This is a genomic window from Alteromonas sp. G4i35 (genome assembly GCF_054960375.1).
Genome location: NZ_JBHNZD010000077.1, coordinates 1 through 566, shown reverse-complemented (window position 1 = coordinate 566; position 566 = coordinate 1). Strand labels below are relative to the sequence as shown.

Sequence of the window (566 nt, the reverse complement as noted above, 5' to 3'; positions counted from 1 at the left end):
TGTGCCTTGAATGTGAGGCCGGTAAAGGCTCAGAAGCCGTCGTCGCCCAACTTCAACAGATGCAGACGGAAATCGCATTCGGTGGACCACTGAAGACGATGGATACGTCGCTCATCCCGAAAAAGCACCTCCCATGGTTGGTTAAACAGGATAACGTTAACCCGCAACGTTACGAATGGCTGCTCTACCGGCAGTTAACCTCACGACTGAATGGACGCATTTATTTGCCAAATGTTACCAAATACCGCGCACTGGAAGACGACCTGATCCCCCAGACATCGCAGGATACCTTGCTGGCCTCATCAACACTGGACAGACTAAAACAGCCCGCAGAGTTATTGTTACAGGAGAAACAACACCGGCTGGAAAGTGCACTCAAAGACGTTGCTCTCCATATTGATGAGGGAGACAATCGAAATGTGATCATGAAAAATCGTACCGGTACCCGCTGGCGTCTGCCGACCAAAAGCGCTACATCTCTGGTCAACAATCCCTTTTTTAAGCGAATGCAACCGGTCGGTATCGCGGATGTACTGCGGTATGTAGAGCGCGAAACCGGGTTCATG

The 566-nt window shown here is 50.7% G+C and carries 1 pseudogene; it reads left to right on the top strand.

What is annotated here, in order from left to right:
- A pseudogene (locus tag ACFI6L_RS20295) lies at positions 1-566 on the top strand (Tn3 family transposase); the annotation flags it as partial.